Genomic DNA, 26,848 nt, shown 5'->3' with positions numbered 1-26,848 from the left:
AGATCATACCAGTGCCTCGATCAGCCTTTTCCCGGTTCGGGTGGGCGCATCAGTTCCGGGCCTTGTGGCCCTCACCGGCAAGACTTTCCAGGATCGGACAATCGGGCCGGTCGTCGCCGGAACAACAGGAGACAAGGTTCGACAGCGTATCGCGCATTTCCGAAAGCCCCTCGATCTTGGCCTCGATCTCCTGAAGGTGGTTGCGCGCGATCCGGCGTACATCGCCGCTGGCCCGATCGGTATCCTCCCAAAGGGCAAGCAGGTCGCGACACTGCTCGATCGAGAAGCCGAGCCCGCGTGCCCGGCCCAGAAACGCCAGCTTGTGCACGTCGGTTTCTGAAAAATCACGGTATCCGTTGTCCGACCGGTTCGGATGGACGAGGCCGATATCCTCGTAATACCGGATCGTCTTGGGCGGCAGCCCCGTGCGTTCCGATGTGCGCGAAATGTTCATGACTCGTCCCTCCTGTCTTCGGCCGCAGCCGCCCGCACATAGCGCAACCGAAGCGCGTTCGTCAGCACCAGAACCGATGACAACGCCATCGCGCCCGCGGCCAGAACCGGCGACAGCAGAAGCCCGGTCATCGGGTATAGCAGCCCGGCCGCCACCGGGATCAACAGGATATTGTACCCAAAGGCCCAGCCGAGGTTCTGCTTGATGTTCGTCATCGTCCGCCGGCTGAGTTCGATGGCGTTCACCACCCCGCGCGGGTCGCCCGACATCAGGATAACCTCGGCGCTTTCGACGGCGATGTCGGTTCCCGTGCCGATCGCCAGTCCGATATCGGCGGTTGCCAGTGCCGGGGCATCATTGATCCCGTCACCCACGAAAGCCACCTTTCCGTGCCCCTGCAAGTCGCGGATCGCATCGACCTTGCCCTCGGGCAGAACGCCCGCGCGCACATCGTCGATCCCCAACTGGCGGGCCACGGCATTGGCCGCCGCCTCGATATCGCCGGAAATCAGCGCGGTGCGCCGGCCCATGTCATGGAGCCTGTCGATCATCTCGCGCGCGCCGGGCCGGATCCGGTCGGCGAGGGCCAGAACGCCCGCGGCCTCGCCATCGATTGCCACAAGGATCGGCGTCTTGCCGTCGGCGGCCAGCGATGCGGCCTCGGCCTCCAGCCTGCCCGCGTCGATCCCTTCGCGCCTCAGAAGGGCTGCGTTGCCGATGACGACGCGCGCGCCCTCGACCTCGGCGATCAGGCCGTGCCCGGTGACAGAGGTCAGGTTCGCGGCCCGGGGCAAGGCGAGCCCACGGTCACGCGCTGCGCGGGTGATGGCGGCGGCCAGCGGGTGTTCCGACAGCGTCTCGACCGCGGCGACCCGGGCCAGCAACCGATCCTCATCGCCATCGACCGCATGCAGATCCGTGAGGTCGGGGCGGCCCTCGGTCAGCGTGCCGGTCTTGTCGAAAGCGACGATGTCGATATCAGACAGCGCCTGAAGTGCATCGCCCCGCCGGAACAGAACGCCAAGTTCGGCGGCGCGGCCGGTTCCGACCATGATCGAGGTCGGCGTGGCAAGGCCCATGGCGCAGGGGCAGGCGATGATCAGGACGGCCACGCCCGCCACAAGCGCGAAGGGCAGGGCAGGGGCGGGCCCGAAGATCAGCCAGCCCGCGATCGTCAGCGCCGCGATGGCCATCACGGCGGGCACGAACCACAGCGTGATCCGGTTTACGAGGTCCTGCACCGGCAGGCGCGCGCCCTGCGCCTCTTCGACCATGGCGATGATCCGTGCGAGCGTCGTGTCTTCGCCAACCGCCGTCACGCGGATCGTCAATGCGCCGGTGCCATTGACCGTGCCGCCCGTGACCGCGTCGCCCTTGGTTTTTTCCACGGCAATGGGTTCGCCGGTGATCATGCTCTCGTCGACGGCGGCTGTCCCGTCGCGGATGACACCGTCAAGCGGGATGCGCTGGCCGGGCCTGACAAGGATCAGATCGCCGCGGCGGATCCGGTCGAGCGGGGTTTCGACCGGCTTGCCATCGCGCAGGAGGATCGCGGTATCCGGCCTCAGCCCGATCAGCCGGCGGATCGCGGCGCCCGTCCGCCCGCGAGAGCGGGATTCGAGCCATCGGCCCAGAAGGATCAGCGTGACGATCACGGCGGCCGCCTCGAAATAGATGGTGCGCGTGCCCTCGGGCAGGAGGCCGGGTGCGAACAGAGCGACGGTCGAAAAACTCCATGCGGCACCGGTCCCCAGCATGACGAGGGAGTTCATGTCCGGCGCGCGCCGGATCAGCGCAGACCATCCGGTGGCGTAGAACGGTCGCCCGGGTCCAGCAAGGACGGCGGTGGTCAGCGCGAACTGGATCAGCCAGCTTGTCTCGGTTCCGATCGTCCGCGCGATCAGGTGATGAAGGGGCGGATAGACGTGTCCACCCATTTCCATCACGAAGACAGGGATCGTAAGAAGTGCCGCGATGATCAGGCGCCGCCGCAGCGCCGTGCTTTCGGCTGCGTCGTCATGATCGGGCCGCGCCCCCGAGGCCAGCGGCGCGGCGCTATAGCCCGTAGACGCCACAGCCTCGACAAGAGGCGCGCTGCGCTCCTCGAGCGATGTGACCGTCGCCATGTGATCGGCCAGGTTGACCTGCGCCGTGATGACGCCGGGCACCTGTGACAGCGCCGCCTCGACCCGCGCGGCGCAGGAGCCGCAGGTCATGCCCGTGATTTCCATCCGGTGACGATGGGTCAGCGCGGGGTATCCGGCAGCCGACAAGGCGCCAGACAGGGCGGGCCCGACCGCTGCGTCGCTGTTGGCAGCCAGCCGGATGCGGCCCTTGCCGTTGGCGAAATTGGCCGATGCCTCTTCGACGCCGCTGACGGCGCTCATGGCGCGTTCCGCCCGTGCGGCGCAGCCGCCGCAGGTCATGCCGTCGATGTCGAAGTTGAGTGTTGCCGCTTCGGCCATGGGGAAATCCCTCACTTTCAAACTGCAGATAGAGATTCCAGTGACTGGAAGGTCAAGCCTTCAGGCGCCAAAGTTTTCATTCTGCTGAAAATTTACCGTTTGATAAAATTTTGACCTGTGGCAGGCTGAAATCGAAAAGGACGACCAGGGAGTGTGACATGCCTGATCCGATGACCCAGGGAATAGCGGCGGGCCGTCTGGACGCGACGCAAATTGCCCGGAATTTCGACGATCTTCATGCTCCGCTTGCGTCCCACGAGGCCGCCGTCGCGGCCGATAGATGCTATTTCTGCTATGATGCACCTTGCGTGACGGCCTGTCCGACAGCGATTGATATTCCGTTGTTCATTCGCCAGATCCAGGTCGGTCAGCCCGAGGCGGCGGCCGTCACGATCTTTGAGCAGAATATCCTCGGCGGCATGTGCGCCCGGGTCTGCCCGACCGAAACCCTGTGCGAAGAGGCCTGCGTGCGCGAGGCCGCCGAGGGCAAGCCGGTCGAGATCGGACGGCTCCAGCGATATGCCACAGATACATTGATGGCACGGCAGGGGCATCCCTTCGTCCGGGCGGAACCGACGGGCAAGACGGTCGCTGTCGTGGGTGCCGGGCCGGCCGGTCTTGCCTGTGCGCACAGGCTGGCCATGAAAGGCCACGACGTCACGATCTTCGAAGCCAAGGGCAAGCCGGGTGGTCTGAACGAATACGGGATCGCCGCCTACAAGACGGTGGACGACTTCGCCGGACGCGAAGTCGACTGGCTGATGGGCATCGGCGGCATCACCATTGAGACCGGGCAGGCCCTCGGTGAGGGGCTGAGCCTCGACGCGTTGCGTGCCGATCATGACGCGGTCTTCCTCGCCGTGGGTCTGGGCGGGGTGAACGCGCTGGGCGTTGAAGGCGAGGCGCGCGACGGGGTCGAAGACGCCGTGGGCTTCATTGCCGATCTGAGGCAGGCCCGTGACCTGCGCGATCTGCCGGTGGGCCGCAACGTCGTCGTGATCGGCGGCGGCATGACGGCTATCGACGCCGCGCTTCAGTCACGTCTTCTGGGGGCCGAGACGGTGACCATCGCCTATCGTCGCGGACGCGATCGCATGCCGGCCAGCCGCTACGAGCAGGATCTGGCGGCCTCCAAGGGAGTGCGCCTGATGTTCAACGTGATGCCGGTGGCCGTTCACGGAAACGGGTCCGTCGCAGAGATCGAGCTGGAATACACCGCCGAACGGAACGGATCCCTGACGGGGACGGGCGAGACCCTTCGCCTGCCGGCGGATCAGGTGTTCAAGGCAATCGGGCAGGTTCTGACCACCGATGGCGGGCTTGAACTGGCTTGCGGCAAGATCGCGGTCACCGGGGCGGGCCGGACATCGGCCGACGGCGTCTGGGCCGGGGGCGATTGCGCCAGTGGCGGTGACGACCTGACAGTGACCGCCGTTGCCGAAGGGCGCGATGCGGCGGAAGACATCCACGGGGCCCTGATCGGGTAAGGGCGAAAGAGTTTTTCAAAAAACTCTTGTCCGCGATCTTTGAAAGATCGCGGCCCCGCCAAGCATAGGAGGATCAAGACATGGCCGACCTGACGACGACGTTTCTGGGGATCACCTCGCCCAACCCGTTCTGGCTTGCCTCGGCACCGCCGACAGACAAGGAATACAACGTCCGCCGCGCCTTCGAGGCCGGTTGGGGCGGCGTGGTCTGGAAGACCATCGGCGAGGATGGCCCGCCCATCGTCAACGTCAACGGGCCCCGCTATGGCGTGGTCTATGGCGCGGACCGGCGGGTGCTGGGGCTCAACAACATCGAGTTGATCACCGACCGCCCCCTCGAGGTGAACCTCGAGGAAATGGCGCGGGTCAAGGCGGATTATCCGGACCGGGCCCTGATCGCCTCGATCATGGTGCCGTGCGAGGAAGAGGCATGGAAACGGATCCTCCCGCGGGTGGCCGAAACCGGTGTCGACGGCATCGAGCTGAATTTCGGCTGCCCGCACGGGATGAGCGAACGGGGCATGGGTGCGGCCGTTGGCCAGGTTCCCGAATACATCGAGATGGTGACCCGCTGGTGCAAGCAGAATTATGACAAGCCTGTCATCGTGAAGCTGACGCCGAATATCACCGACATCCGCTATCCGGCGCGGGCGGCGAAGAATGGCGGCGCGGATGCGGTCAGCCTGATCAACACGGTCTCTTCGATCACCTCCGTCAACCTCGACACGATGAGCCCGGAGCCGTCGATCGACGGCAAGGGCAGCCATGGCGGATATTGCGGTCCTGCGGTCAAACCCATCGCGCTCAACATGGTGGCCGACATCGCGCGCGATCCGGAAACGGCGGGCCTGCCGATCAGCGGGATCGGCGGGGTCACGACATGGCGCGACGCGGCCGAATACATGAGCCTTGGCGCCGGCAATGTGCAGGTCTGCACCGCCGCCATGACCTATGGCTTCCGCATCGTCGAAGAGATGAAGCGCGGGTTGAGCCAGTGGATGGACGAGAAGGGCTATACCTCCACCGCCGATTTCATCGGCCGGGCCGTGCCCAACGTGACCGATTGGCAATATCTGAACCTCAACTACGTCGCAAAGGCCAAGATCGATCAGGATGCCTGCATCAAATGCGGGCGCTGCTATGCCGCCTGTGAAGACACGTCGCATCAGGCGATCTCGATGTCGCCGGACCGTGTCTTCGAAGTAATCGACGCCGAATGCGTTGCGTGCAACCTCTGTGTCGATGTCTGTCCGGTCGAGGATTGCATCACGATGGTGCCGATGACGCCCGGCGAGGTCGATCCCCGCACCGGCAAGACCGTCGAGGCCGACTACGCCAACTGGACGACCCATCCGAACAACCCAGCGGCGCAAGCGGCGGAGTAGGCCCGGTATCGAAATCGGTTTGATCGGGACGGGTCTGTCTTGTCGACGCCCTGACCCGATCGAGCCTTTTGCCAGCGCAATCCAGGGCATGGCATGGGTGCGCGGTTTTTCAGCGGCGCAACCTTGATTGTGTTTTCATCGCGATCTGATCGGGTATCGTCGTTTCCATTGTTGAAGTAACAAAGTGCCGCGGAGAAATTACGGTGGTTTATCAAAGATTTGAAAGTGCATTCCAGTTCGGCCCTGCTGCGTTGCGAGCGTCGACCGATGGCGATGACGTCATTGTCGAGTCTGTCGAAACCGGTCAGTCGCCACTTGTCCCCGCAGGAGGCGCGGGCAACGATATCGGCATCTATTCAGGATCGGACGTCCTCGTTTCCGGGGATTATCTCGGCTCATACAGCGAGTTTTTCGACGACCCCGGAGACGGGACGATCTCCTATGGGGACGATCTCTTGTTCGCCTTTGTCGATGGTCCTTGGCAGAGCCAGGTCGTCGGCGATGTTCTGGCGCTGATGATCACGGCCGGAGACGGTGCGGCCGCAAAGGTCGAATTGGGCGACGACTTTCTCTTCGGGTCCGGGCCCGGAATGCTTCTGTCCGGAGACGCCGAAGCAGTAATCGTGAACGCAGTCGACACCGGAACATGCACCCTTGTCGCGGGGCGTGACACGATCGTTTCCTTCGAGGGCGACGGCAGCATTTTCGGAGATTTCTACGGGCTGACAATCCTGTCCGGAGACGGACACGCGATCGTCCAGACCGGCGAGGATGTGATCTCGACGATGGCGGCCCATGAGGTTGTCGGTGATGCCTACTATTTCGAGATCGTCCCGGATAATGGCCCGGAGGGCGCGGGCAGCACTCAAGTGACGTTCGGCGATGACGTTCTTATTGGTGGAATGGTGATCTACGGCGATGTCTTCAGTGCATTTCACGATGCATTTCCGGCCAACGAGGTGATCGGCCGCGTCGAATTCGGCGACGATGTGCTGACGGGAAACGAGATGACGACCGCGCTCTATGGTGACGCGGATCAGGCCTACTTTGCGGCGGTCGACGTCGTGTTCGGCGATGACATCATTGTGTCGGGCAGCGCCGACGAGGTCATGACGGGGGATTACACGGCGGATCAGCTCAGTGGATTCGGCGATTCGGTCGATGTTCAGCTCGGTGCGGACCGTTTCGTCTTCAAGGGCAGCTTTGGTGACGATGTCATCACCGATTTCAACGTGGGCCTCGATGTTGTGGTATTCTCTGGTTTCGGTTCCGCCCTTTCGGACCAGATCGGCGTCACGTGGCACAGTGCGACCGAAACCCTTGTCATCGACATGACAACACTCGGCGGGGGAACGTTGACTATGGACGGTGTGGCGGGGATCACCGAAACCGACTTTATCTTCCTCTAGCCCGGCGCCGATCGGCGTTCAAAGCTCTGTCGCGCCCTTGCCGGCCAGGATCTTCGGACGGAACTTCTCGATCCGGGCGATCCGGGTTTGGGTCTTCTTGGCACCGTTCAGGTTGATGGCATAGCTTTTCTGCCGACCCGGGGTCAGGGCGTGGAACGCCTCGGCCAGTTCGGGGTCGCTGTCGAGGGCCTCGAGCAATTCCTCGGGCAGTTCGATGCTCTGGCTGGGTTTCGGCGCGGTGATCCCGGCCTCGGCATAGGATTTCGCTTCCTCCAGATAGGCCTTGATCGTGTCGGCCAGCCTTGCGGGCCCGTCGTTCGAGGAAAAGCTGATCATGCCCGGTGTCTGCGTGTTGGGGCCCTGCCGTTCCAGCACGCCTTCGGGATCCTTCATCAGGCCGGCATTGAAGAAGTTCAGTCGGAAATCCCCCCGAAAGGCACCGATGATCGCGATGTTTCGATCGGCATGCATATAGCAGGGATGGCCCCATTTCACATGCTCGGACAACCCGGCCTCCCGGCAGATCGCCCGCAGCAGGCTCAGACCGGGTTGCCAGATCCGCGCCGAGCAATCGGACGTGTCGAACCGGTCGCAGCGGCCGCACCCGCGCGCGAAGTAATCCTCGATTTCCGTGATCATGGCCATTGCCCCGTCCTCCTTGCCGGATCAGACTAGACCTGCGGAGGCCTGTCGCGTCAATCTGCACCGACAGGCCAGCGAAGGGAGGAAGGCTGATGGAGTATCCGCAGTTCATGCAGGATCTGCCGGCACTTGATGTGCCGTATGGCGAGGATCAAATGTCGACCCGCGTGGTGCGCAGCGATCAGGGCCTTGTCGTCTATTTCACCGTTCACAAGGACGTCGAGGTCCCCGAACACAGCCACGGTCCGCAATGGGGTGCGCTGTTTCACGGCACGATCGAGCTGACTGTCGACGGCGAAACGCGTCACTGCGTGCCAGGCGACACATGGGATATTCCGGCCGGCGTCAGCCATTCCGCGATTCTCAAGGCGGGCAGCCGCCTGATGGATGTCTTCGCCGAGCCGGACCGCTATCCCCTTCGCAAGTGAGACGAGTTCCCGGGCCAACGTCACTGGCCGCCGGCACAACCGGGCAAACCCAAACCGAAAGAACACTGACATGATCGACAGACTGGATCACATCAATATCCGAACATCCCAACTCGACGTGATGGTCGAGTGGTATGGTCGCGTGCTCGATATGCATCCTGGCCCGCGACCCGATTTTCCCTTCCCCGGCGCCTGGATTTATGGCGGAGGGCAGGCGCTTGTGCATCTGGTGGGCGTGGATGCCGAACCGGGGTCGGATCCTGACGACCTCAAGCTGGAACACGGCGCGTTTCAGGCAAAGGGGCTTGCCGAATTCGTCGCGAAACTGCGCGACCTCGGCGAGAAGATGGAACTGGTCCAGGTGCCGACATTCCCGATCATCCAGGTCAACATCTGGGATCCGGACGGCAATCATCTGCACATCGATTTCCACAACGAGCCGATGCCCGAAACCTGATCCCCGGGTACATCCTTCGCTGGCGCCACACACGTAGCGCTGGCGAGGCTTGGCTTTCAGAGGCCGCGCCGCTCCTTTCAAGTTCGGGAATCGCAGACGCTCGTGATCGGGGCCGGTTGTGCCGCAACCGGGTCATCGCGCCTGGATCAGGGTCTGAGCAAACTTTCGAGCATCTGTTCCAGATGTGCCTCGGCTCCTGGGAACGGATCGGTTCCGCCCAGAACAGCCCGCACCTGAACGTCGAAATCCGCGTAGTGCTGGGTCAGCGCCCAGATCGAAAAGATCAGGTGGTGCGGATCGACGGCGGCGATCTTCCCGTCTTTCGCCCAACCGGAAATGACGGCTGCGCGCTCATCGACCAGCGTCTTCAATTCGCCCTTAAGGACATCGTGCATCTCGGGCGCACCGCGGAGGATCTCGCCGGCGAAAAGCCGGCTTTCGCGCGGGTAGTCACGGCTCATGGCCAGTTTGCGCCGCATGTAGGACAGCAATTCCGTCAGCGGGTCGCCCTTGGGGTCAAGATCGCGCAGAGGATCGAGCCATGTTTCCAGAAGCCCTTCCAGCAGGGCGGTGTAGATCGCCTCCTTCGACGGAAAATAATAGAGCAGGTTGGGCTTGGACAGCCCGGCACCGGCGGCGATCTGATCAAGTGTCGATCCCCGAAACCCGTGTTGGGAAAATACGTCGAGGCCAGCCGTCAGGATCGCGTCTCGATTGCGCGCCTGAATCCGGGTGCGGCCCTGTACCTGTGTCCCGTTTCCGCTGGTCAAGGCAGCACCTCCGCCATTGCTTTCATCACATTATGCGGTCCGGCACATGTCACACGCAAGCACACCCGGCCCGAAACCTCAGCGCGCTTGACTGACCATCGGCTCGTGGTAGCGTGGCTTTGACCAATTGGTCAAACAATTCTGACGACCCGGGACCGCCGTTTCATCGGTGGGCCGGATTTCAGGGGAAGGGGTCAGGATGTCCAGCGATTCCACCGCGCCCGGGGATAATCTCAGGATCGACGGCTCCCGTTTGTGGGGCAGTATCATGGAAATGGCCAAGATCGGCCCCGGCGTCGCGGGCGGCAACAACCGCCAGACGCTGACCGATGCCGACGGCGAGGGGCGGGCCCTGTTCCAGTCGTGGTGCGAGGCGGCGGGGTGCACAATGGGCCTCGATCAGATGGGCAACATGTTCGCCCGGCGCGAAGGCGCCGACCCGGATGCGCTTCCGGTCTATGTGGGCAGCCATCTCGACACCCAGCCCACCGGCGGCAAGTATGACGGGGTTCTGGGTGTGCTGGGCGGGCTCGAGATCGTGCGCACGCTCAACGATCTGGGCATCAAGACGAAGCACCCGATCGTCATCACGAATTTCTCCAACGAAGAGGGCACGCGCTATGCGCCCGCGATGCTCGCCTCTGGTGTCTTTGCCGGTATCCACGATCAGGATTGGGCCTATGACCGCGTCGACGCCGACGGCAAACGGTTCGGCGACGAACTGGAGCGGATCGGCTGGAAGGGCGAGGAAAAGGTCGGCGCCCGCAAGATGCATGCTTTCTTCGAGTTGCACATCGAGCAGGGCCCGATCCTCGAGGCAGAGGGCAAGGATATCGGCGTTGTCACCCATGGACAGGGGTTGAGCTGGACCCAGGTCACCGTCACCGGCAAGGAGGCCCATACCGGATCAACGCCCATGCCGATGCGTCGCAATGCGGGCCTTGCCATGGCGCGGATCCTCGAAAAGGTCGACGAGATCGCGTGGAGCCACAAACCCCACGCTGTCGGTGCGGCGGGCCATATCGAGGTCTTCCCCAATTCGCGCAACGTGATCCCGGGCAAGGCGGTGTTCACCGTCGATCTTCGCTCGCCGGAACTGGCGGTCATTCAGGATATGGAAGCCCGGACGCAGGCAGCGGCGCGCAAGATTTGCGACGACATGGGCCTTGAGGTGGCGTTCGAAAAAGTCGGCGGCTTTGATCCGGTGGCCTTTGACGAAGGCTGTGTCACGGCCGTGCGAAGCGCCGCCGAGAGGTTGGGGTATTCGCATATGAACATCATCTCGGGCGCCGGCCACGATGCCTGCTGGATCAATCAGGTCGCACCGACGGCGATGATCATGTGCCCCTGTGTCGACGGCCTCAGCCATAACGAGGCCGAGGAAATCACCCCGGAATGGGCCTCTCGCGGGGCGGACGTGTTGTTCCACGCGGTGGTCGAAACCGCGGAGATCATCGAGTGACCGGGGAATGCGGGCTTGACCGCTTGCCCTGCGGCCCGGCATCAACATCCCCAGCGGTTGACCCGTTGGGTCAGGGCCGCATTGCACCTTGCTGGAGAGAATGATGGTTCGAATACAGCCGATTGCCGCGTTTGCCTTGCTGGCCGCCTGTGATCCCTCGATGATGCCGCCGGTTCCCGGAGCGGAGCCGCCGGAACCCGAGGTCCTGACCCTTCCACCCGAGGTCGCCGCAGTGATGCCACCGGGCGCACCGCCGACATCCGTCTTCGTCGACGACTCGACAGGCTGCTACCTGTTCTCGATCGAGGCCACCGATCCGCCAAGCGGCTATTATGTTCGTGACGCAAACGGAAACCGCATCTGCACAGGCGATGCCCCTCCCGAGGTTGTCGGCTGATGGGCGATCTGCGCCTGTCCTGGTCGAGTGCCGGCGCAGCACTTGCCCTTTGCGCCGCAATTGGCCTTCCGGCGGCTCCCGCGACCGCGCAAGAGGCCCATGCCGAAGGCGATCCCTGGTGCGATCTGATAGACCCGGGCGAGGCTGGTGGCGTCGATTGCGCGCTTGAGGCGGCGGCGATCAATCTGTTCTTCGATTACGACCTGACCGACGGGATTGGCGAACTTGTCTTGACCCAGTCGACGCCCGAAGGTGGGGAAAGACGGGTGTCGGACCCGATCGAGATCGACGGGGTCTGGGCCCTTGCCCCGGGGCTGCGCGACATCAACCTCGATGGGTCGGAGGATCTGTTCATACCGATTTCCGAGAGCATGGTGAACAATACCTTCATGGTATGGCAGCTTGATGCCGACGGGTTCTATGAACCCTCGGGCTTTATCGGGGGCTTCTCCATCGACGGGTTCGAGAACCGGGGCGAATTGATAGTCTCGACCGAGAGGTTGAACGCCGCCACCTATGTCGAAAGCGCGCGTCTACTGGATCAGGACGGGTTCATCCACCTCTATGACATGATGGTGGATTATGCGGCACGGGAATGCACCATCGTTGATCCCAACGGCATCATGGCGGCGGGGCTGAACGAGCAGGCCCTGATCGCCGAATGCATGGACAGGGAATGGGAGTAGACCTGCATGGTTGACGGGGGCGTCGTGGCAATGACCGAGCGGATCCGCGACCGGCTGGATGCGGAAATCGCCGACGCGCGCCGTGCCGCCCCCGACAGCTGGCAATCCCGGACACTGGGCGATTTCCTGGCCGATTTGCAGGAACCAAAGAAGGTCGGCGTGAATTTTTCCGGCGGCGCTGTCCTCGATTGCTGGATGGTGACCCGGGATACCGGGCCCTACAGCGTGGTCTACCTGCCCGACCGGGATGTGTTTTCTTTGGCCGTCGCGTCGGTCTTCGGACCAGTGGATATCTCGGTCCACGGCCCGGCATTGAGTTGTTACGGATCCGTTTACTGACTGGAAACCGGACTGGGCGTCCGGAGCCGCGGTCGAAACAAACAGGAGAGATGACATGAGCACGGTGATCAAGAACGGCACGATCGTCACCCACGACCTGACCTACGAGGCCGACGTGCTCATCGAGGATGGCCGCATCGCGGAGATCGGGCCGGGCCTGAAGGGTGATGAGGAGCTTGATGCCACGGGCTGCTATGTCATGCCCGGCGGGATCGATCCGCACACCCATCTCGAGATGCCGTTCATGGGCACCTATTCCAGCGACAATTTCGAAAGCGGCACCCGCGCGGCCCTGTCGGGCGGGACGACGATGGTCGTCGACTTCGCGCTGCCGTCACCCGGGCAGGGTCTGCTTGACGCGCTCAAGATGTGGGACAACAAGTCGGGCCTCGCGTCGTGCGATTATTCCTACCACATGGCGGTGACCTGGTGGGGCGAGCAGGTCTTCAACGAGATGAAGACCGTCGTCGAAGACCGTGGCATCAACACGTTCAAGCATTTCATGGCCTACAAGGGCGCGCTGATGGTGCAGGACGACGAGATGTATGCCTCGTTCCAGCGTCTGGCCGAACTTGGCGCCATCGCGCTGGTCCATGCGGAAAACGGTGACGTTGTGGCCGATCTTTCGGCCAGGCTGCTGGCCGAGGGCAACACCGGGCCCGAGGCCCACGCCTACTCTCGCCCGCCGCAAGTCGAGGGCGAGGCCGCGAACCGCGCGATCATGATCGCCGACATGGCGGGCGTACCGCTCTATATCGTGCATGTCTCTTGTGAAGAGGCGCACGAGGCCATCCGCCGCGCCCGCCAGCAGGGCAAGCGCGTCTGGGGCGAGCCGCTGATCCAGCACCTGACACTTGATGAAAGCGAATATTTCAACAAGGACTGGGATCACGCCGCACGCCGCGTGATGTCGCCCCCCTTCCGGAACAAGCAACATCAGGACAGCCTCTGGGCCGGTTTGCAGGCGGGTTCGCTTTCCGTCGTGGCGACCGATCACTGCGCCTTCACCACCGAGCAGAAACGCTATGGCGTGGGCGATTTCACCAAGATCCCCAATGGCACCGGCGGGCTCGAGGATCGGATGCCGATGCTCTGGACGCACGGGGTCGCCACCGGCCGGCTGACGCCCAATGAATTCGTGGCCGTGACCTCGACGAACATCGCCAAGGTGCTGAACTGTTATCCCCGCAAGGGGGCGATCGCCGTGGGGGCTGACGCCGATATCGTCGTCTGGGATCCGGAAAAGTCCAAGACGATCACGGCCAAGACCCAGCAATCGGCCATCGATTACAACGTCTTCGAGGGCAAGGAGGTCAAGGGCCTGCCGCGCTTCACCCTGACCCGCGGCTATGTCGCCGTCCATGACGGTGAGGTCCGCTCACGCGAGGGCCATGGCAAGTTCATCCCACGCGAGGCCAACACGCCGGTGAACCGGGCGCTCAGCCAGTGGAAAGAGATCACGAACCCGCGGCCCGTGGAACGGACGGGCATTCCCGCGAGCGGAGTCTGAGATGTCCACGCTGACACCTGCTGAACGCCGGGCGGTCGAGATCGCCGCCCGAGCGGTCATTGCCTATCGTGAAGCACTGGCCGAGGCGGACGTGCCGCCGAAGCTGCGCCCCGAGGCGTTTTCGGCCACCCTCTCCGAGACGCTGTCCGAGGAGGGAGCCGCGCCGGACGCGGTGATCACGGATTTGGTGGCCGAGGTGGCACCCGGCCTGGGGGGCCTCTCGTCACCGCGGTTCTTCGGCTATGTCCTGGGCGGCTCTATGCCCGTCGGGATCGCGGCGGATATGCTGGTGTCCGGCTGGGGCCAGAATGTCGGCTCGTCCTGGGAAACGCCGGGCGTCTTCGTCATGGAACGCAGCGTGGGCAAGTGGTGCGTCGACATGCTTGGCCTGCCAGCGGAGTCGGCCGTCGGGATCGTGACCGGGGCCACCGTCGCCAATACTCAAGGGATCATGGCCGCGCGCAATGCGCTCCTGACCCGGCAGGGATGGGACGTTGAGGACAAGGGCCTGTTCGGTGCACCTGAGATCCCGGTTCTGGTGGGCGCGGATGCCCATTCCGCGCCGCTGGCAGGGCTGCGCTATGCGGGTTTCGGCGCTGGGCGCGCGATCCGGGTGGCAACCGACGATCAGGGACGGGTCCGGCCCGATGCGATGGCCCGCGAGCTGGACGCGCTCGAGGCACCGCCGCTTGTCATCCTGCAGGCGGGCCAGATCAATACCGGCGCCTTCGATCCGTTCGACGAGCTGGTTCCGATGGTGCATGCCAAGGGCGGCTGGGTCCATGTCGATGGGGCCTTTGGCCTTTGGCTGGCTGCTGTTCCCGAACTTGCGCCGCGCCTTGCTGGCGTGGCCGGGGCCGACAGCTGGGCCGTCGATCTGCACAAATGGCTCAATGCACCCTTTGACGCGGGGCTCTGCATCGTGCGCGACCCCGCCGCGCTGGTCAATTCGATGAGCGCGCGGGGCGCCTATCTGCCCACCAATCTAGATGCTATCGAGCCCACCGATACCACGCTTGAATTGTCGCGCCGGGCGCGCGGTGTTCCCAGCTATGCGATCCTCCGGTCGCTTGGCCGCTCGGGCGTGCGGTCGATGATTGCGGGCCATTGTGCCCTGGCCGAGCGTCTTGCCACCCGCCTTGCCGCGGAACCGGGTATCAGCATCCTCAACGAGATCGCGTCGAACCAGGTCGCGGTTGCCATCGGCGCAGGGGCCGAGGGCGATGCTTTGACCCGTGCTGTACTGGACCGGGTGCAGGCGCGGGGCCGGGTCTATCCCAGCCATGGCGAATGGCGGGGCCGGGCCATCATCCGCTGTTCGATCATCGGCTATGCGATGACCCGGGCCGAGATCGACCTTCTGGCCGACGAGATCATTGCCGCCGCGCGGGCGGAGGTGCAGGCCGTGGCAGGGGGCGCTGCATGATCCGATCGCTGCTTGCCGGCGCAACCGGCCTCAGCCTCGCGGCGACACCCATCGCGGCGCAGACGATCTATGGGGATGAAGGCGGCTGCCGGCGTGCGGCGGGTCAGCCAGAGGGCACGGATTTGGTCTTTGTTCTGTATCCCGACCGGATCGAGCGATGGGAATCGTCTTGCGCTATCATCGGGATGGAACGGACGGATGCCACGAGGGTCGTCCTGATCACGCAGTGCACCGGCGAGGGCGAGACATGGGAGCAACGATACGTCATGGAACCCTTGTCAGGTGAAGACGGGTTCCTGATCGGTCCTGACGAGTACCAAGGCATTCGTTTCGAGGTGCGCCCGTGCTAGCCCACTGGCATCTTTGCTCAGCCGGGCACGAGCGCTTCGAGGTCCGGCAAGAGAACCACGCTTTCCTGTTCGTGCGGATCGGTGCGCGCAATCACGGCGACCGCAGGTTCGGTGCCGGCATTGAACGGAAGATGCGGGCAGTCGGCGGGGATATAGATCATGTCGCCCGGTCCGATCTCCATCACGTTCTCGAGCTTATCGCCCCAGTACATGGTCGCGTTGCCCGAGATGACGGAGATCGCGGTTTCATGCGTGGCATGTTTGTGCGCCTTGGCGCGTCCGCCGGGTGGCACTTTCAGAATGTGCATGCAGACGCCTTGGCTGCCGACACTCTCTTTCGCGATCCCTTCGAAGTAGTCGAACCCCTGTTTGCCGGCATAGGTGCCGCCGGGGCGGAGCTTAACGCAATCGGCCATCCGGAGGCCTCCTGTCAATGATGGATAGCGCGAGCCTAGCCGAAACGGACGTAGTCGCGAAACCGGTGATTGCCGCCCGGTCCCTGAACCTGACATTCGAAACGAACGACGGGCCTGTCCATGCGCTGCGCGACGTGAACCTCGATGTGGCGCGGGGCGATTTCGTGTCGTTCATCGGGCCGTCCGGCTGCGGTAAGACCACGTTTCTGCGCTGCATCGCGGGGCTTGAGACGCCGACGGGTGGCGCGCTCAGCGTCAATGGCATGACCCCGGACGAGGCGCGCCGCGCGCGGGCCTATGGCTATGTCTTTCAGGCGGCCAGCCTCTATCCGTGGCGCACCATCGGCGGCAACGTGCGCCTGCCCCTTGAAATCATGGGGTTCTCCAAGTCGGAACAGGCCGAACGGGTGCGCCGGACGCTGGAGCTTGTCGATCTTGCCGGGTTCGAGAAGAAATATCCCTGGCAGCTTTCAGGCGGCATGCAGCAACGCGCCTCGATCGCGCGGGCGCTGGCCTTTGATGCCGACCTTCTGTTGATGGACGAACCCTTTGGCGCGCTCGACGAGATCGTGCGCGACAGGCTCAACGAAGAGCTTCTCAAGCTTTGGGACAGGACGGGCAAGACCATCGGTTTCGTGACCCATTCGATCCCCGAGGCGGTGTATCTGTCGACCCGCATCGTCGTGATGTCGCCCCGGCCGGGGCGGATCACCGATGTGATCGAAAGCCCACTACCGAAGGAACGGCCGCTCGATATCCGCGACAGCCGCGAATTCATCGAGATCGCCCACCGGGTGCGCGAAGGTCTGAGGGCAGGCCATGTCGACGAGTAGGGCAACCCGACATACGGCCCGTCCGGGCAATTTCGCCTCTGCCCGGACGGAACCGTCCCGCCTGGGAAACAAGGAGGCGGGTCCTTCCACAGCTCACGGCCAACCTTTGACAGGGCTGAACCGTGGCATCAGGAAAAGGCAGTTTCCTTTCAACTTCATGAAGATGCGGACAGATCACCTATTGCGACACGGATGCCTGATCGCGCAGCTCCCGGCGCCTGGCGAACGGGGACGCGCCCTTGCGTAGTCTCGGGCCCATCCTCGTTGTCGTCCTCCACATCTTGGCGATCTGGTATGTTGCCTGTGTGCCGATGAACGTGCGCGAGGTTCTGACCGCTGCCGAGCGGGCGGGCGCCGAGATCGTGCCCCCCGAGGCCTCTGTCCGGCGGGACATGGGAGCGATCCCTCTGGTTCTCGCCAACACCGACCATCTGGGCGGGTCTTGGTCGCAGGACAGGGCGAAACTGCCCGCGCCGCATCAGGTCGCGCAGGAGATCTGGGCCTCGACATTCGTCGAGGAGGTCGAGGGTCGGCGCGGACTGATCCGGTCCGGAACTTTCTCCAACCGTGGCCTGATCCATCACACGGGCATCACCCTTTGGGCCACGGTTCTGGGCTTTGCCATGGGCACGGGTATGGGCATCCTGCTTGCCATCGGGATCGTCCATTCCCGAACCATGGACATGAGCGTCATGCCATGGGCCATTGTCAGCCAGACGATCCCCATCGTGGCGCTGGCGCCGATGATCATCGTGGTCCTGTATTCGGTGGGGGTGCAGGGGATGCTGCCCAAGGCCGTGATATCGGCCTACCTGTCGTTCTTTCCGGTCGTGGTGGGCATGGTCAAGGGCCTGCGAAGCCCGGATCAAAGCCAGCTGGATCTGATGCATACCTATAATGCCTCGTCCCGCGACGTGCTGATCAAGCTGCGGTTGCCGGCCTCGGTTCCTTATCTGTTCGCCTCTCTCAAGATTGGTATCGCGGCCAGTCTTGTGGGTGCGATCGTCGGTGAATTGCCGGTGCAGAAGGGGGGTCTCGGCGCGCGGATGCTTGCGGGCAGCTATTATGGCCAGACCACGCAGATCTGGGCGGCCCTCTTTGCCGCGGCGCTGCTGGCGGCGTTCCTTGTCCGGGCTGTGGGCTGGATCGAACGACGCACCCAACGGGCGATGGGGCTGTCGGCATGACGCTGGTTCTGGCGGCAGTCGTTGTCTGGGCGCTGGGCTGGTCGCTGAACCGGTGGCTTGCCAATGGCCCGGTGCGCAAGGCGCGCTGGGTCAGGCTGGCCGTGCCCGCCATCTTCGGGATCACGCTTCTGGTGATGTGGGAGCTGATCGTGCGCGGGCTTGACGTGCCGCGCGTGATCCTGCCGCCGCCCAGTGCGATCGGCGTGGCCTTCGTCGAGAACCTGCCGATCCTGTGGGCCGATTTCCGCCAGACGATCCTGAAGGGGGGGCTGTCGGGCTATGCCATCGGATGCGGGGCGGCGTTTCTGGCCGCGATCCTGGTGGACCGCTACGATTTCCTGCGCCGGGGCCTTTTGCCGGTGGGTAATTTCATGGCCGCCCTGCCGATTGTCGGCACGGCCCCGATCCTCGTGATGTGGTACGGGTTCGGATGGGAATCGAAGGCGGCCGTCGTTGTTCTGATGGTTTTCTTTCCGATGCTGGTGAATACCGTGGCCGGCCTTCAGGACACATCCGCCATGCAGCGGGACCTGATGCGCACCTACGGGGCAAGCTATTGGAACACTTTGATCAAGCTGCGGCTGCCGGCAGCCATGCCGTTTGTTTTCAACGGGCTGAAGATTTCGACGACATTGGCGCTGATCGGTGCAATCGTGGCGGAATTCTTCGGTTCACCGACAGTGGGTCTCGGTTTTCGCATATCGACCTCTGTCGGACAGCTGGCACTTGATATGGTTTGGGCATCCATCGTCGTCGCGGCCCTTTCGGGGAGTTTGTTTTACGGGGTCGTGGCGCTTTTGGAGCGGGAGGCGACGTTCTGGCATCCGTCACAACGCCGTCGCTGACCGTTCAGGGACAATAATCAGGGATCCACCAAGGAGGTAATGAACGTGAAGACAAGAATGATCGCCGCCACGGCGGCGCTGGCTCTGGCTGCCGCCACTCCGGCCTTTGCCCAGGATGAAGTGACGCTTCAGCTCAAATGGGTGACGCAAGCCCAGTTCGCGGGCTACTACGTCGCGCTTGAGAACGGCTATTACGACGAGGTGGGTCTGGATGTGACGATCCTGCCCGGTGGCCCGGATATCGCGCCGACGCAGGTCATCGCCGGTGGCGGGGCCGATGTGGTCGTCGAATGGATGCCCGCGGCGCTTGCCGCGCGCGAGAACGGCCTGCCGCTTGTCAACATCGCGCAGCCGTTCAAGTCTTCGGGCATGATGCTGACCTGCTGGGACGATGTCGGCATCGACGGCCCCGAGAGCCTGACCAACCGGACGCTGGGTGTCTGGTTCTTCGGCAACGAATATCCCTTCCTGAGCTGGATGAGCCAGCTTGGCATCGAGACCGATGGCGCCGATGAAAACGGCGTCGACGTTCTCAAGCAGGGCTTCAACGTCGATCCGCTTCTGCAGCGGCAGGCCGATTGCATCTCGACCATGACCTACAACGAATACTGGCAGGTCATCGATGCAGGCGTCACCGAAGACGAGCTGATCACCTTCAAATACGAAGATCAGGGCGTCGCCACTCTGGAAGACGGACTCTACGTTCTCGAAGAGAACCTGTCGGACGAGGCTTTCGTCGACAAGATGGAGCGGTTCGTCGCGGCATCGATGCGCGGCTGGAAATGGGCCGAGGAAAACCCCGAAGACGCGGCGATGATCGTTCTCGATTATGACGAGACCGGCGCCCAGACGGAACAGCACCAGATCCGCATGATGGGTGAGGTGGCCATGCTGACCGCCGGGTCCAACGGCGCGCTTGACCCCGCCGATTATGACCGGACCGTCGCCACGCTTCTGGCCGGCGGCTCTGATCCGGTGATCACGTCCGAACCGGTTGGGGCATGGACCAGCGTCATCACGGATGCGGCGCTGAACTGATCCGCGTCTCGTTTCGAGACTGATGCCAATAGGGCGCGCGGGGATGTCCCCCGCGCGCTTTGTCATCCACAGGGTCTGCGGGCGATTACCGCACCCGGGGTGACGCAATCGGGCGATTGCGGCCGAAGCCCCGGCCATACAGTGTCGCGGATCAGCGGCGAAGGAGTTGGAACGTGGCGATCTTGCTGGGTGTTGATACGGGCGGAACCTATACCGACGCCGTCCTGATCGACGACACGACGGATCGGGTGATCGGTTCGGCCAAGTCGCTGACCACCCGGCCCGACCTTGCGCCGGGTATTGCCGGTGCCGTCGACGGGGTCCTGAGCGAAACCGGGATCGCGGCCTCGGATGTCGCGATGGTGTCGCTCTCGACCACTCTGGCCACGAATGCGCTGGTCGAGGGGCAGGGTGGGCGCGTCGCGCTGGTCTTTATCGGCTTCGACCGGAGCGAGATCGCGCGCGACGGGCTCGAAGAGGCGCTGGGCGGTGATCCGGTGATCCTGATCGCGGGCGGTCACGGCCATTCCGGCGAGGCGCGCGAACCGCTGGATATCGCGGCGCTGGAACAGGGGTTGGCGGCGCTGGGCCCCGAAATCACCGGCATTGCCGTTGCCGCGCAATTCGCGACCCGGAACCCGGCCCATGAACAGGCCGCGCGCGCGGTGATCCGTGAAAGAACCGGCCTGCCTGTGACCTGTTCGCACGAACTCGCGACTGCCCTCGGTGGGCCGAAGCGGGCACTGACGGCGGTGCTGAACGCCCGTCTGATCGGCTTGATCGACGGCTTGATCGCCGCCTGCCGGGCCGAGCTTGATGCGCGCGGCATCGGGGCAGAGTTGATGGTCGTGCGCGGGGACGGCGCGCTTGTCAGCGCCGATCTGGCGCGCGAACGCCCGATCGAGACGATCCTTTCTGGCCCTGCCGCCAGCATTGCGGGCGCCAGCTGGCTGACCGGCGAACGCGACGCTCTGGTCAGTGACATCGGCGGCACGACGACGGATGTCTGCCTTTTGCGGGACGGTCGGCCCGCGATCGATCCGGCTGGTGCGCGTGTTGGTCGCTACCGGACCATGGTCGAGGCCGTGGCGATGCGGACGACCGGTCTGGGCGGCGACAGCGAGGTCCATCTGAAAGAGGGCCTCGATGGCGGGCTGGTCCTCGGCCCTCGGCGGTTGATGCCGGTATCCCTTCTGGCGCGGGCCCATCCGGGGCTTGTTCATCGCGCGCTGGATGAGGCCCTGTCGCAGGGCATGGCAGCGGACGGAGCGGGCCGGTTCGCCGTGCCCCTGTGGTCGGTGATGCCCGCGGGCCTCGACCGGCGCGAAGCGGCCGTGGCCGAGAGGCTTGCCGGCGGGCCGCTGCCGGTCCAGCAGGCGGTGCGCAACCGGATCGAGGGACCCGCCCTTCTTCGCCTGGTCAGCCGGGGCGAAGTGATCCTCAGCGGGCTCACGCCGTCCGACGCTGGGCATGTGCTGGGCCTGTTGTCCGACTGGGATGGCCTTGCGGCTGAAAAGGCGTTGCGCCTTTTTTCGATGAAACGCACGGGTGCGGGCAACCGGCTGGCGCCGGATGCGACGGCGATGGCGCAGATGATCGTCGATCAGCTGACCGATCAGACGGTGACCTGCCTTCTCGAGGCGGCCTTTGCCGATGATGGGCGCGACTGGGGGGCGGGACACGCCGATCTTGCGCGGCATCCGCTGACCCGCGCGGGCCTCGACGGGCATCGCGGGGTTATCGAGGTTGACCTGCGGCTGGGTGTTCCGGTCGTCGGTCTGGGGGCCTCGGCGCCCAGTTACTACGGCGCAGTGGGCACCCGGCTGGGTGTGCGGATGATCCTGCCTGCCCATGCCGGCGTCGCGAATGCGATCGGCGCGGTGGTGGGCCAGATCACCGTTCATGCCGAAGGGTCGGTCAGCGCGGCAGGGCAGGGGGTCTATCTGTCCCATACCCGGGCAGAGCCCATGCGATACACCGACCGCGATGCCGCAATTCGTGCGACCGAAGCGCAGCTGCTGGCAGAGGCCGCCGGACGGGCCCGCGCAGCGGGGATCGGGGACATGAGTTCGCATACCGAGATCGAGATCAAGGAGGTCGAGGTCGAAGGCAGCCCTCTGTTCATCGAGGCCCGCATTCGGGCCACCGTACAGGGCCGGCCGCGCATTGCGGATGGGTGAGCGGGTCTTTCCACTTTGGCGCGACGCACCTATTGTCCGCGCCGATCAATCACGCGGCGCGAAGGGGCAGGTTCATGCGGGTTCTGGTGACAGGGGGGGCGGGGTATATCGGCACCCATACTGTGGTCGAGCTACTGGGTCAGGGCCACGAGGTCGCGATCATCGACAATTTCGACAACGGCTCTCCTGTGGCGCTGGATCGCGTCCGCGAACTGACCAATGGCCCGATGGAAGTGCACGAGGCCGATGTCCGGGATACGGGCCGGATCACGCGGATCGCGCAAGACTTTCGCCCCGATGCAGTGATCCATTTCGCCGGGCTCAAGGCTGTCGGAGAAAGCACCCAGAAGCCGGTCGAGTATTACGATGTGAATGTCGCGGGGTCCCTGTCGCTCCTTCGTGCGATGGAGGCGTCGGATTGCGGCCGGATCATCTTTTCCTCGACGGCGACGGTCTACGGGGAGCCGGAGTACCTGCCCTATGACGAGGCGCATCCGATACGGCCGATCAGCCCCTACGCGCACAGCAAGGTGATGGTCGAGCAGGTTCTGAACGACTGGGCCGCGGCATCTGACGGGCGGGCCGCGTTGAACCTGCGGTATTTCAACCCGGTGGGCGCGCATCCGTCGGGCCGGATCGGAGAGGATCCAAACGGCGTGCCCAACAACCTGATGCCGTTCCTGGCGCAGGTCGCGACCGGCGCACGCGACAGATTGCGCGTCTTTGGCGAGGATTACGACACCCGCGACGGCACCGGCATCCGGGACTACATCCACGTTGTGGATCTGGCGCGGGCCCATGTCGCCGCGCTTGATCGCGCGGCGGCAACGTCGGGCGCCGAGGTCTACAACATCGGAACAGGTCAGGGCTATTCCGTGCGCGAGATGCACGCGGCCTTCAGCCGAGTCGTCGGGCGCGATCTGCCGATTGAGATCGTGGCACGCCGCGCCGGCGACGTGGCCGAGATGTCCGCCGATTGCAGCCTCGCTCGGGAGCGGATGGGCTGGCAGGCCCGGCTGGGGCTCGACGACATGGTGGAGAGTGTCTGGAACTGGCAATCCGCCAATCCCCACGGCTACCGCGGCAGCGACGCCGAGTGATCAGGCCTGTTCTGTCTGTTCCGGTTGTTCGACCAGCTCGGGCAGACCTTCGATCTGGTTGCCTTCGACCCAGCGTCCGACGATCGCGCGGATGGCGGTGTTGTTCGCCTCGGCGATAGCGCCGCGAAGCGATTTCAGGCAGGCCGCGACCTCGATCTCGGACAGACGGATTTCCTGCGCCTGAAGGATCTTCGGATGCGGGGTTGTGGTCTGGCCGGTTCCGATCAGCAACTCTTCCTGCAATTTCTCACCCGGGCGCAGACCGGTCAGAACAATCTCGATATCGCCGTTGGGATTGTCCTCGTCGCGAACGGTGTAATTCGCCGCCGAAATCATCTGGCGGGCCAGATCGTAGATCGACACCGGATCACCCATGTCGAGAACGAAGACATCGCCGCCATGGGCGAAGGTTCCCGACACAAGGACAAGGCGGGCGGCCTCGGGGATCGTCATGAAATAGCGGGTCACGTCGCGATGGGTCAGCGTCACGGGGCCGCCGCGGGCGATCTGTTCCTCAAACAGAGGAATGACCGATCCCGAAGATCCGATCACATTGCCGAACCGGACCATCGAGAAGATCGTTCCACCCTGGGATGGATCGGACCGGCTTGCCAGATCCTGGATCACCAGTTCGGCGAGCCGTTTGGACGCGCCCATCATGTTCTTGGGGCGCACGGCCTTGTCGGTCGAGATCAGGATGAACTGGCCCACGCCCGCATCCAGTGCAGCCTGCGCCACGACCTGCGTGCCAAGCACGTTGTTGGCAAAGCCGGGGACAGGATCGCGCTCGACGATCGGCACGTGCTTGTAGGCGGCCGCATGAAGGACGATCTCGACCGCGTGATCCTCGATCACCTTGCGCACGACCGGCGCGTCGCGAACCGAGCCCAGGCAGGGCACGATCTCGACCCCGTGGCGGCGGCCAAGGGCCCCGAGTTCCTGATCGATATTGTAAAGGGCAAGCTCGCTCAGCTCCATCAGGACGAGCCTGCGGGGCTTGGTCGTGATCAATTGCCGGCACAGTTCCGACCCGATCGAGCCGCCCGCCCCGGTGATGAGAACCGACTTGCCGGCATAGGTCTCTGCGCCATTCGTCAATTCCCGGTCAAGCGGCTCGCGGCCGAGGAAATCGCCCGGCGAGACGGGGCGCAGCTGTTCGACCAGCCGGGCGCCATTTCCGGCAAGCTGGGCAAACGAGGGAAGGCTTTCGACGTTCAGGCCCATATCCTCGAGCCGCGCCGAAATCTGCGCAAGACGTGCGCGCGACAGCGATGGCATGGCCAAGAGAACCCGGTCGACCCGTTTTTCCTTGACGAGGCTCGAGATCGCGATCGGCGAATAGACGCGAAGCCCCTGCACGATCGTCGACTGCATGCCTGCATTGTCATCGACAAAGGCGATGGGGACGATCGTCTCATCCGTATTCAGCGCGGCGGCCAGCTGTTTGCCGGTGCGCCCGGCGCCGTAGATTACCACGCGGACCCGGTCACTCGACGAGCGATAGATCCAGTGCAGCCCCTGAAGGAGCACATACCGCGAGCCCGCACAGATCCCGAGATAGACAAACGCAAAGACGATCGAATTCGAGGCCGGGCTGTCGAACCCTGCAAGCCGATCCAGAAGCAGCGCGACGGCCCCGATGACCAGTGCATGCACCACCGTCATCCCGAATGCGCGGGTCTCATAGGCCTTGAGCTGAACCTTGTGGATGCCCATGGCCGAACACAGCAGTCCGGCAACCGTCATCAGGATCGCCACCGCCATCCAGGATTGAGACAGGGATTCCGTTGTCGGCAGGGAATTCTGGAGCAATGCGTGCGACAGCACGAGAGCCACCGGAACCATCATAACATCAAGCGCGATGATAAAGGTCTGCTTGGCCTTCCGGGGAAGCATCGACACGATGCGCAAAAGTAATCCGTGGACGGTGTTCAGCGACACTCTTTTCTTCCCCCTGATCACCAGCGCAGGATGATCGCGATGTTCAAATGCCAAACCAGAAAAAAGCCGAGTAGAAGCGCCGGACAGGCAACGAGTCGGACCCCGGGAACAAGCAGTTAACCGCCAAAATCATAGACGTTTTGCCCTTGTCCGCAAGCTTACCCCCGCCGTCTGAGCAGGACGCCGCGCGCGGTGCGCCAGATTAGCAGGATGTCGCCGCAGACACTCTGGTTCGCCTTGTAGATCAGATCGAGTTCCGCCTTGCGCGGAATGCAGCGGCGTCGATAGACTTCGTCGGTTTCCTGCGCCGTTTTGCACTGTTTCAACAGGTTTTCTTCGTGCGCGTGGAAGACCAGCGACGCAAGACCCGTCACACCGGGTCGGCAGGTCAGCACCTCACGGTATGTTTCAGGGTAGTCATCGACATAGATTTTCAGCGGGGGACGCGGACCGACAAGGCTCATGTCGCCGCGAATGACGTTCCACAACTGCGGCAATTCATCGAGCCGGCTGCGCCGCAGGGCCCTGTGGAAATCGCTCATCCGGTCGGATTTGTCGCCGCCCGTAACCCCGCTGTCAGCCCCCGGCGGGGCCGGGCGCATCGTCCTGAATTTGTAGAGCTGGAACGGTGTGTCATGGGTTTTCATCCGTTCCGAGACATAAAGGATCGGTCGCCCCTCCCGGATCAGCAGGATCAGGGCGATGAGAGCAATCAGCGGAAGCCCGAGGATCGCCGTCGGAATGCACAGAACAAGATCGAGGGCGCGTTTGCCGGGGGTCATGATGCGGGCGCCCATCCGGCAAGCCGTGCCTCGGCGATGAGCGTTTCGGCTTGGCCCCAATCGGGGTCGAGCGGAACAAGGCCCGCGAGCCGGGACAGGTCCAGCCTGAGGTCGGGCAGCGCGCCCGCAGGCGCCGGGCGCCAGTCGAAATCAAGCGACGCTGCCTCCAGCAGGTCGGACATCGAAACGGTTCCGGGTGCGGCGAGGTTCAGCGCGGCCGGGAGGCTCCGCCCCCCGTCGAGCAATCCGATCATGATCCGGGCCAGCGAGACCGGCCCGATATAGCATCGGCGCGGGCTTTGCCCATCGGGAAACCGGTCGAGTGTCACGCGGCCCTTGGCCGCGTTCATCAGCAGCATGTCGCAGCCGGCGACATTGCCGATCCTCAGGCAACAGGCATCGACACCTGCCGCGTTCTCCATCGCCAGCTTTGCCTCGCCATAGGCGGTATGCGCAGCGGTCGGGCCAACTTCGGAATGCGGACCTGCTGTGGGTCCGTAGACGGCTTGCGACGAACACAGAAGCACCGGCCCTATCCCTTCGCGCAGGGCCAGGTCGAGCGCGGCCCGGGCCAGAGCAGCGGCCTCCTGCGGTGCGATATCCCCCCCCGATCGCCCCCCGGCCAGAACGATCATTCCCGACACGTCTGACAGCCTGTCATCGCGCGGTGGCGGTTCGGCCAGCATGTCCCAGCTGTAGTCGGCGCCCCGTCTGCCGTGCCAAAGCGGCCGTTCGGCCACCGGCCAGTGGCCCCCTTCGGCCAGCACACGGAATGCGCGGCCGATGCGGCCGCCTGCACCAAGGATCAAAGGCCCCCTGGCCGGGACGTCATGCTTGAGCGTCATCATGGCCCCTTGAA

At 64.0% G+C, this 26,848-nt stretch carries 26 protein-coding genes; 18 read left to right on the top strand and 8 right to left on the bottom strand.

Annotated features, from left to right (window positions below):
* Positions 1–49: 49 nt before the first annotated feature.
* Together cueR and EP376_RS16385 are read right to left on the bottom strand one after the other, a co-directional pair.
* Positions 50–454 carry a Cu(I)-responsive transcriptional regulator gene (cueR, locus tag EP376_RS16390; protein WP_127656699.1) on the bottom strand — a complete coding sequence of 135 codons (405 nt, stop codon included), beginning with the start codon at positions 452–454 and terminating at the stop codon, positions 50–52.
* Positions 451–2,919, bottom strand: a complete 2,469-nt coding sequence (locus tag EP376_RS16385; protein WP_127656698.1) for a heavy metal translocating P-type ATPase — start codon at positions 2,917–2,919, stop codon at positions 451–453. Before EP376_RS16385 ends, cueR begins: the two co-directional genes overlap by 4 nt.
* A 158-nt stretch (positions 2,920–3,077) precedes the next feature.
* On the opposite strand from EP376_RS16385, the gene EP376_RS16380 reads away from it, so the two are divergent.
* The 3 genes from EP376_RS16380 (at position 3,078) to EP376_RS16370 (ending at position 7,200) form a co-directional block, all read left to right on the top strand.
* On the top strand, positions 3,078–4,406 hold the full coding sequence (locus EP376_RS16380; protein WP_127656697.1) for an NAD(P)-dependent oxidoreductase: 1,329 nt from the start codon (positions 3,078–3,080) through the stop codon (positions 4,404–4,406).
* Positions 4,407–4,486: 80 nt separating this feature from the next.
* Entirely contained in the window at positions 4,487–5,791 is a 1,305-nt protein-coding gene (gene preA, locus EP376_RS16375) for an NAD-dependent dihydropyrimidine dehydrogenase subunit PreA (protein ID WP_127656696.1), read from the top strand.
* A gap of 203 nt (positions 5,792–5,994) precedes the next feature.
* Positions 5,995–7,200 carry a hypothetical protein gene (locus EP376_RS16370; RefSeq protein ID WP_127656695.1) on the top strand — a complete coding sequence of 402 codons (1,206 nt, stop codon included), beginning with the start codon at positions 5,995–5,997 and terminating at the stop codon, positions 7,198–7,200.
* Positions 7,201–7,218: 18 nt separating this feature from the next.
* Here the strand turns inward: EP376_RS16370 and EP376_RS16365 are convergent, their stop codons facing one another.
* The gene (locus EP376_RS16365; protein ID WP_203331048.1) at positions 7,219–7,845 is read right to left on the bottom strand and encodes a YdeI/OmpD-associated family protein; all 627 of its coding nucleotides are present in this window, start codon (positions 7,843–7,845) and stop codon (positions 7,219–7,221) included.
* 89 nt (positions 7,846–7,934) lie between these two features.
* Between EP376_RS16365 and EP376_RS16360 the strand changes: the two genes are divergently transcribed.
* Positions 7,935–8,270: a cupin domain-containing protein gene (locus EP376_RS16360; RefSeq protein WP_127656694.1), complete on the top strand. Its 336-nt coding sequence runs from the start codon at positions 7,935–7,937 to the stop codon at positions 8,268–8,270.
* 70 nt (positions 8,271–8,340) lie between these two features.
* Positions 8,341–8,727 (top strand): VOC family protein, encoded by a 387-nt coding sequence (locus EP376_RS16355; protein WP_127656693.1) that lies wholly within the window; start codon positions 8,341–8,343, stop codon positions 8,725–8,727.
* Between the two features lie 146 nt (positions 8,728–8,873).
* Here EP376_RS16355 and EP376_RS16350 read toward each other — a convergent pair whose 3' ends face one another.
* Positions 8,874–9,497: a TetR family transcriptional regulator C-terminal domain-containing protein gene (locus EP376_RS16350; RefSeq protein WP_127656692.1), complete on the bottom strand. Its 624-nt coding sequence runs from the start codon at positions 9,495–9,497 to the stop codon at positions 8,874–8,876.
* 199 nt (positions 9,498–9,696) lie between these two features.
* Between EP376_RS16350 and EP376_RS16345 the strand changes: the two genes are divergently transcribed.
* The 7 genes from EP376_RS16345 (at position 9,697) to EP376_RS16315 (ending at position 15,667) form a co-directional block, all read left to right on the top strand.
* Positions 9,697–10,959 carry a Zn-dependent hydrolase gene (locus tag EP376_RS16345; RefSeq protein WP_127656691.1) on the top strand — a complete coding sequence of 421 codons (1,263 nt, stop codon included), beginning with the start codon at positions 9,697–9,699 and terminating at the stop codon, positions 10,957–10,959.
* 103 nt (positions 10,960–11,062) lie between these two features.
* On the top strand, positions 11,063–11,356 hold the full coding sequence (locus tag EP376_RS16340; protein ID WP_164744955.1) for a hypothetical protein: 294 nt from the start codon (positions 11,063–11,065) through the stop codon (positions 11,354–11,356).
* On the top strand, positions 11,356–12,042 hold the full coding sequence (locus EP376_RS16335; protein ID WP_127656689.1) for a hypothetical protein: 687 nt from the start codon (positions 11,356–11,358) through the stop codon (positions 12,040–12,042). The genes EP376_RS16340 and EP376_RS16335 overlap by 1 nt, the downstream gene beginning before the upstream one ends.
* A 6-nt stretch (positions 12,043–12,048) precedes the next feature.
* Positions 12,049–12,381, top strand: coding sequence for a hypothetical protein (locus tag EP376_RS16330; protein WP_127656688.1), 333 nt, complete (start codon positions 12,049–12,051; stop codon positions 12,379–12,381).
* Between the two features lie 55 nt (positions 12,382–12,436).
* Positions 12,437–13,891 carry a dihydropyrimidinase gene (gene hydA / locus EP376_RS16325; RefSeq protein ID WP_127656687.1) on the top strand — a complete coding sequence of 485 codons (1,455 nt, stop codon included), beginning with the start codon at positions 12,437–12,439 and terminating at the stop codon, positions 13,889–13,891.
* A 1-nt stretch (position 13,892) separates the two neighbouring features.
* Complete coding sequence (locus EP376_RS16320; protein WP_127656686.1) at positions 13,893–15,317, top strand: pyridoxal phosphate-dependent decarboxylase family protein; 1,425 nt, start codon at positions 13,893–13,895, stop codon at positions 15,315–15,317.
* Positions 15,314–15,667 (top strand): hypothetical protein, encoded by a 354-nt coding sequence (locus EP376_RS16315; protein ID WP_127656685.1) that lies wholly within the window; start codon positions 15,314–15,316, stop codon positions 15,665–15,667. Before EP376_RS16320 ends, EP376_RS16315 begins: the two co-directional genes overlap by 4 nt.
* A 17-nt stretch (positions 15,668–15,684) precedes the next feature.
* On the opposite strand, the gene EP376_RS16310 is transcribed toward EP376_RS16315, so the two are convergent.
* Entirely contained in the window at positions 15,685–16,083 is a 399-nt protein-coding gene (locus EP376_RS16310) for a cupin domain-containing protein (protein WP_127656684.1), read from the bottom strand.
* A 20-nt stretch (positions 16,084–16,103) separates the two neighbouring features.
* Between EP376_RS16310 and EP376_RS16305 the strand changes: the two genes are divergently transcribed.
* From EP376_RS16305 to galE, 6 genes are all read left to right on the top strand, one after another.
* On the top strand, positions 16,104–16,916 hold the full coding sequence (locus EP376_RS16305; protein WP_127656829.1) for an ABC transporter ATP-binding protein: 813 nt from the start codon (positions 16,104–16,106) through the stop codon (positions 16,914–16,916).
* Positions 16,917–17,155: 239 nt separating this feature from the next.
* Positions 17,156–18,103, top strand: coding sequence for an ABC transporter permease (locus EP376_RS16300; RefSeq protein WP_127656683.1), 948 nt, complete (start codon positions 17,156–17,158; stop codon positions 18,101–18,103).
* The gene (locus tag EP376_RS16295) at positions 18,100–18,948 is read left to right on the top strand and encodes an ABC transporter permease (protein ID WP_127656682.1); all 849 of its coding nucleotides are present in this window, start codon (positions 18,100–18,102) and stop codon (positions 18,946–18,948) included. The genes EP376_RS16300 and EP376_RS16295 overlap by 4 nt, the downstream gene beginning before the upstream one ends.
* 57 nt (positions 18,949–19,005) lie before the next feature.
* Positions 19,006–19,986, top strand: coding sequence for an ABC transporter substrate-binding protein (locus EP376_RS16290; RefSeq protein ID WP_127656828.1), 981 nt, complete (start codon positions 19,006–19,008; stop codon positions 19,984–19,986).
* Between the two features lie 173 nt (positions 19,987–20,159).
* Entirely contained in the window at positions 20,160–22,166 is a 2,007-nt protein-coding gene (locus EP376_RS16285; protein ID WP_127656681.1) for a hydantoinase/oxoprolinase N-terminal domain-containing protein, read from the top strand.
* A 74-nt stretch (positions 22,167–22,240) separates the two neighbouring features.
* Positions 22,241–23,266 carry a UDP-glucose 4-epimerase GalE gene (gene galE / locus EP376_RS16280; protein ID WP_127656680.1) on the top strand — a complete coding sequence of 342 codons (1,026 nt, stop codon included), beginning with the start codon at positions 22,241–22,243 and terminating at the stop codon, positions 23,264–23,266.
* On the opposite strand, the gene EP376_RS16275 is transcribed toward galE, so the two are convergent.
* From EP376_RS16275 to EP376_RS16265, 3 genes are all read right to left on the bottom strand, one after another.
* A complete protein-coding gene (locus tag EP376_RS16275) occupies positions 23,267–25,162 on the bottom strand; it encodes a polysaccharide biosynthesis protein (protein ID WP_127656827.1) in 1,896 nt (631 codons plus the stop codon).
* 203 nt (positions 25,163–25,365) lie between these two features.
* Entirely contained in the window at positions 25,366–25,989 is a 624-nt protein-coding gene (locus EP376_RS16270; RefSeq protein ID WP_127656826.1) for a sugar transferase, read from the bottom strand.
* Positions 25,986–26,834, bottom strand: a complete 849-nt coding sequence (locus EP376_RS16265; RefSeq protein WP_164744954.1) for an NAD-dependent epimerase/dehydratase family protein — start codon at positions 26,832–26,834, stop codon at positions 25,986–25,988. Before EP376_RS16265 ends, EP376_RS16270 begins: the two co-directional genes overlap by 4 nt.
* Between the last annotated feature and the right edge of the window lie 14 nt (positions 26,835–26,848).

It is taken from the genome of Alexandriicola marinus, assembly GCF_004000435.1.
Taxonomy (GTDB): Bacteria; Pseudomonadota; Alphaproteobacteria; order Rhodobacterales; family Rhodobacteraceae; genus Alexandriicola; species Alexandriicola marinus.
This window is presented reverse-complemented; position numbering and strand designations above follow the sequence as displayed.